Annotated in this window: 1 protein-coding gene; it reads right to left on the bottom strand. The window is 72.3% G+C overall.

The genetic code is table 11. From position 1 onward, the window contains the following. Positions 1 to 6,074 (bottom strand): SDR family NAD(P)-dependent oxidoreductase (locus tag LCE31_RS35140; RefSeq protein WP_374118657.1); only part of this gene is annotated, 6,074 nt, incomplete at both ends.

Genomic DNA, 6,074 nt, shown 5'->3' with positions numbered 1-6,074 from the left:
CAGCACGCTGCGAACCCTGACCAGAGAACATCACCGCCACACGACCAACCTCAGCCCTACCAACAACCACACCACCCCCCTCCTCACCAGCAGCCAACACACCCACACCACGCTCCAGACCAGCACCACCCGAACCCAACACCACCGCACGACAATCAAACACACTCCGCCTCGCCAACGCATAACCCACATCAGCCAACTCACCACCCACCCCCGCCAATCGCGCCGCGAAATCCCGTACCGCACCCTCGGTCCGGCCGGACAACACCCACGGCACAACCGGAACCCCCGCCGGAGCAACAACCTCCGGCACCACACCCTGCTCGACGATCACATGCGCATTCGTGCCACTGATCCCGAACGACGACACACCCGCCCGACGCGGACGACCAGTCTCCGGCCACGGCACAGAATCGGTCAGCAGCTCCACCGCACCCGCGGACCAGTCGACGGTCGGCGACGGGGCGTCCACGTGCAACGTCCTCGGCAACACACCGTGCCGCATGGCCTCGACCATCTTGATCACGCCGCCGACCCCGGAGGCAGCCTGGGCGTGCCCGATGTTGGACTTCAGCGAGCCCAACCAGAGCGGGCGTTCCCGGTCCTGGCCGTAAGTGGCGATGATGGCCTGAGCCTCGATCGGGTCGCCCAGCGCGGTCCCCGTGCCGTGCCCCTCGGCAGCATCCACATCGGACGCGGACAGGCCGGAGACGGCCAGCGCGCTGCGGATCACGCGCTGCTGAGAGGGGCCGTTCGGAGCCGTCAAGCCGTTGGACGCACCGTCCTGGTTGACCGCGCTACCACGCACGATGGCCAACACCTCGTGGCCGTTGCGCTCGGCGTCCGACAGCCGCTCCAGCACCAGCCAACCGGCGCCCTCCGCCCATGCGGTGCCGTCGGCGCCGGCCGCGAACGCACGGCAGCGGCCGTCCGGGGACAGCCCGCGCTGTCGGCTGAACTCCACGAACAGGTTTGGCGTGGACATCACGGTGACGCCGCCTGCCAGCGCCAGCGAGCACTCGCCCTGACGCAGCGACTGCGCCGCGAGATGCAGTGCCACCAGGGACGACGAGCACGCAGTGTCCACCGTGACCGCCGGGCCTTGCAGCCCGAACACGTAGGCCACCCGGCCGGAGGCAACGCTCGGCGCGTTGCCGACCGCGACCTGGCCCTCCAACTCCTTCGGCGCCGGGTCGGAGCTGGTCATGTAGTCGTTGAGCATGACGCCCGCGAACACGCCGGTGTCGCTGCCGCGCAACGAGTCGGGTGCGATGCCGGCACGCTCGAATGCCTCCCACACGGTCTCCAGCAGCAACCGCTGCTGCGGGTCGGTGGCGGTGGCCTCGTGCGGTCCCATGCCGAAGAACTCGGCGTCGAACAGCGCGGCGTCGTGCAGGAAGCCGCCGGTGCGGGCGTAGGACTTGCCGACCCGGTCCGGGTCGGGGTCGTACAGGCCGGCCAGGTCCCAGCCGCGGTCGGTGGGGAAGCCACTGATGGCGTCCACCCCGTTGTCGACCAGCCGCCACAGGTCCTCCGGCGAGCTGACCCCGCCGGGATAGCGGCAGCTCATCGCCACGATGGCGATCGGGTCGTCGTCGATGCGAGCGACGGTCTTGGCAACCGCCGTCGCGCCGCCGACCAGGTCGTCCGCGATGCGGGCAGCGAGGGCGGCGACGGTCGGGTGGTCGAACACCGCCGTCGCGGACAGGCGCAGGCCGGTAGCGACGTTGAGGCGGTTGCGCAGCTCGATCGCGGACAGCGAGTCGAAGCCGAGCTCGTTGAACGCCCGCTTGGCGTCCAGGGTGTCCGGGGACGCGTGTCCGAGCACGGAGGCCGCCGACGCACGCACCAGATCGCGCAGCACGAGCAGCCGCTCCTCGGGCGCGAGCCCGGCGAGACGGTCGCGCAGTGACGTCTCCCCCGCCACGGCGGCGCGGGAACGCCGGGGCCGCGCGTTGGGCACCAGCCCGCGCAGGACCGCGGCGAGCGTGCCGTCCACGGCGCGTGTCCGCAGTGCGACCAGGTCGAACTTCGCCGTAACGGCGACGGGCAGGCCCGTGGCCAGCGCGGCGTCGAACATCGCCATGCCCTCGGCGGCCCCGATCGCGCCGATCCCGGCGCCGGCCAGCCTGGCCAGCGCCACCTCGTCGAGGTGCCCGGTCATCCCGCTGCTGTCCGCCCACAATCCCCACACCAGCGAGGTCGCCGGCAGGCCCTCGTCATGCCGGGCTTGCGCGAGGGCGTCCAGGAACGCATTGGCCGCCGCGTAGTTGGCCTGCCCGGCGTTGCCCAGTGTGCCGGCCAGCGAGGAGAACAGCACGAACTGCGACAGCCCGAGGTCGCGGGTCAGCTCGTGCAGGTTGGCCGCGCCGGCGAACTTGGGGCGTAGCACGGCGTCCAACCGCTCCGGTTGCAGCGCCTCGATGGTCTGGTCGTCCAGCAGGCCGGCCGTGTGCACGACGGCGGTCAGCGGATGTTCGGCCGGGATCGCCGCCAGCAGCGCGACCAGGGCATCCCGGTCCGCCGCGTCGCACGCGCTGACCGTCACCTGCGCGCCCGCCTCGGTCAATTCGGCGACCAGCGCGTCAGCGCCCTCGGCGCGGCGGCCACGGCGGCTCGCCACCACCAGGTGCCGCACGCCGTGCTTGGTGACCAGGTGCTTGGCCAGCAAGGCACCGAGCGTACCGGTGCCGCCGGTGATGAGCACCGTGCCGTTGGCGTCCCACTCGGCCGGTGCCAGCCGCTCGGCGATGGCGAGACGCGGTGCGAGCAGCACGCCGTCACGGGCCCTCAACTGCGGCTCACCGGTAGCCAACGCAGTGGTGACCAGGTCCGTCGTGACGGTGTCGGTGTCGAGCAGCACGAACCGGTCGGGGTGCTCGGTCTGCGCGGACCGCAGCAGGCCCCACACCGTGGGCGTCCCACTGACCATGACCAGTTTGGCCGCCTCGAACCGGTCGTCGGCGAGCCAGCCCTGCACCAGCGCGAGCGCGGGATGCACCTTGTCGACGGACACCACCACGACGTCCGGTACCTCGGCGACCTCGGACAGGTCGGTGACGACCTGCATCGACTGGGGCTCGACCGTCGCGGGCACGGCGACCGGCACCCAGTCGACGCGGTAGATCGGGGTGCGGTCGTCGGTCGCGGCCAAGCGGTCCAGATGGACCGGCCGCAACGTCAGCGACTCGACGTCCAGCACGGGTGCGCCCATGACGTCGAACAGCGATACCGCGCCACCGGACAGCCGCACGCGCAGCGTGGTGGCGCCGGTGGCGTGCAGCCGGATTCCCGTCCACGAGAACGGCAACGGGACGCTGCCCGGCTCATTCACGTCGTCCATCGCGAGCGGGTGCAATGCGGCGTCGAGCAGCGCGGGGTGGATGCCGAACCCGGCAGTGTCGACGTCCTCGGGCAGCCCCACCTCTGCGTACGTGGTGTCGCCGTTACGCCAGCACGCCTTCAGGCCCTGGAACACGAATCCGTACCCGAGGCCTTGTGCGTCAAGCAGGTCGTAGGCGTCGGTCAGGTCCACGGCGACCGCACCGGCGGGCGGCCACTGTCCGTCGCCGTTCGCGGCAGTGCTCGGGCCGGCGGCGACAGTGCCGGTGGCGTGCAGCATCCACGGCTGGTCGTCGTCGGCACGCGAGTGCAGCGACACCGTGCGGCGGCCGTCCGTGTCGGGACTACCCAGTGTCAGCTGGAACCGCACCGTACCGGTCTCCGGCACGAACAGCGGCGCTTCCAGGCTCAGGTCCTCGACCACATCGCAACCGACGTGGTCGGCGGCGCGCAGCACCAGCTCGGCGAAGGCCGCCCCGGGCAGCACGATCCGCTCCCCCACGCGGTGATGGGCCAGCCAGGGCTGGGTCCGTACCGACAATGCGCCGGTGAACAGGACGCCTTGGCCCTCGGCCAGCGCGACCGCGCCGAGCAGGAGCGGGTGGTCCAGCGGCGCCAGGCCGACCCCGGCCACGGATGTCGCCTGCGTTCCGTCGAGCCAGTAACGGCTGTGCTGGAACGCGTAGGTGGGCAGTTCGATGCGCGGGCCGGAGGCGGTGAACAGGGTCGCCCAGTCGACGGCGAGGCCCCGAACGTACGCCTCGGCGGCGGAGGTCAGCAGGCGGTGCAGCGAGCCCTGGCCGCGCCGCAGCGAACCGACGATGGCGGTGTCATCGGTGAGGCCCGCCTCCTCGACGACCTCCTGCACCCCCAGGGCCAGCACCGGGTGCGCGCTGGACTCCACGAACGCCCGGTGGCCGTCGTCCAGCAGCAGCCGCACCGTTTGTCCGAAGTGGACGGTCTGGCGCAGGTTACGGTACCAGTACGCGGCGTCCATGCCGGTGGTGTCCAGCCGGCTCACTGTCACGGTGGAGTAGAACGGGATCTGCGCCGGCAGCGGTGTGATCGGGGCCAGGTCGGCGAGCACCTGCCGCTCGATCCGCTCCACGTGCGCGGAGTGCGACGCGTAGTCCACCTGGATACGGCGGGCCCGCAGGCCATCGTCCTTGCAGCTGGCCAGCAGTTCGTCCAACGCTGCCGCGTCTCCGGAGACGACGGTCGACTGGGGGCCGTTCACGGCGGCGATCGACAGCCGGGTGCCCCACGGTCCGATCCTGGCCTCGACCTGCGCCAGCGGCAGCGGGACGGACACCATCCCTCCCAGTCCGGCCAGCGCGACGATCGCCTTGCTGCGCAAGGTGACCACACGGGCGGCGTCCTCCAGCGACAGCGCACCCGAGACGGCCGCGGCGGCGATCTCGCCCTGCGAGTGGCCGATCACGGCCGCCGGCTCCACGCCCAGCGACTGCCATACGGCCGCCAGCGAGACCATCATGGCCCACAGCAGCGGTTGCACGACGTCCACGCGTTCGATGTCGGCGCAGCCCGGTTCGCCGCGCAGGACGTCGAACACCGACCAGTCCACGAACTGCTCGACGGCCTGCGCGCACTCAGTCATCCGCGCGGCGAAGACCGGTGACTGGTCGAGCATCTCCAACGCCATGCCGCGCCACTGCGAACCCTGGCCGGGAAACACGAATACCGCACCACCGGACGCGCAGACGGTGCCCGTGACGACGTTCGGCGACTCGTCGCCGGCGGCCAGCGCGGCCAGTCCGGTGCGGACCTCGTCGTCGGTGCCCAGCACCACGGCACGGGCGGCGAGCACGCTTCGGCCCGTCAGCGCGTGCCCGACAGCCGCGGGCGCGGCCGTCACGGGGAGAAGCGCGGCGGCCTGCTCACGCAGTGCGGTCCCGGTGCGCGCGGTGACGACCAGCGGCACGACCGGCCCCGCCTCGACGGACGTCGGCGCCTCGGGGGCATGTTCGAGCACCACGTGCGCGTTGGTGCCGCTGATGCCGAACGACGACACGGCCGCGCGACGCGACCGTCCCGGCTCCGGCCACGGCACGGCCTCGGACAGCAGGCGGACCGCGCCGGACTCCCAGTCCACTCGCGAGGACGGCGTGTCCGAATGCAGCGTCTTCGGCACAACACCGTGCCGCATCGCCAGCACCATCTTGATGACGCCGCCGACTCCGGCGGCCGCCTGAGTGTGCCCGATGTTGGACTTCAACGACCCCAACAGCAGCGGCCGCTCGCGGTCCTGCCCGTAAGTGGCCAGGAGCGCACCGACCTCGATCGGGTCACCGAGCCGGGTCCCGGTACCGTGGCCCTCCACGGCGTCCACGTCGGCCGTGGTGAGGCCGGCGTTGGCCAGCGCCTGCCGGATCACCCGCTCCTGCGACGGGCCGTTCGGCGCCGTCAGCCCGTTGGACGCGCCGTCCTGGTTGATCGCGCTGCCGCGCACCGTGGCCAACACCTGGTGCCCGTGCCGGCGTGCGTCGGACAGTCGCTCCAACACCAGCGTACCGACGCCCTCACCCCAGCCGGTGCCGTTGGCGTCCTCGGAGTACGCCCGGCACCGGCCGCCCGCGCCCCCCCCCCGCGGGCGGGGGGGGGCCGCGGGGGCGCCCGGGGGGGGGCGGGCGCGGCGCCCCCCCCCCCCGGGGGTTAAACCCCCCGGGCGGGCACCCCCCCCCCCCCCCGGCCGGACGGCATTCGGCGTATCC

This window comes from Streptomyces sp. 8L (genome assembly GCF_020176795.1).
GTDB lineage: Bacteria > Actinomycetota > Actinomycetes > Streptomycetales > Streptomycetaceae > Streptomyces.
The sequence above is the reverse complement of the archived record's forward strand: the minus strand, read 5'-3'. Positions and strand labels throughout refer to the sequence as shown.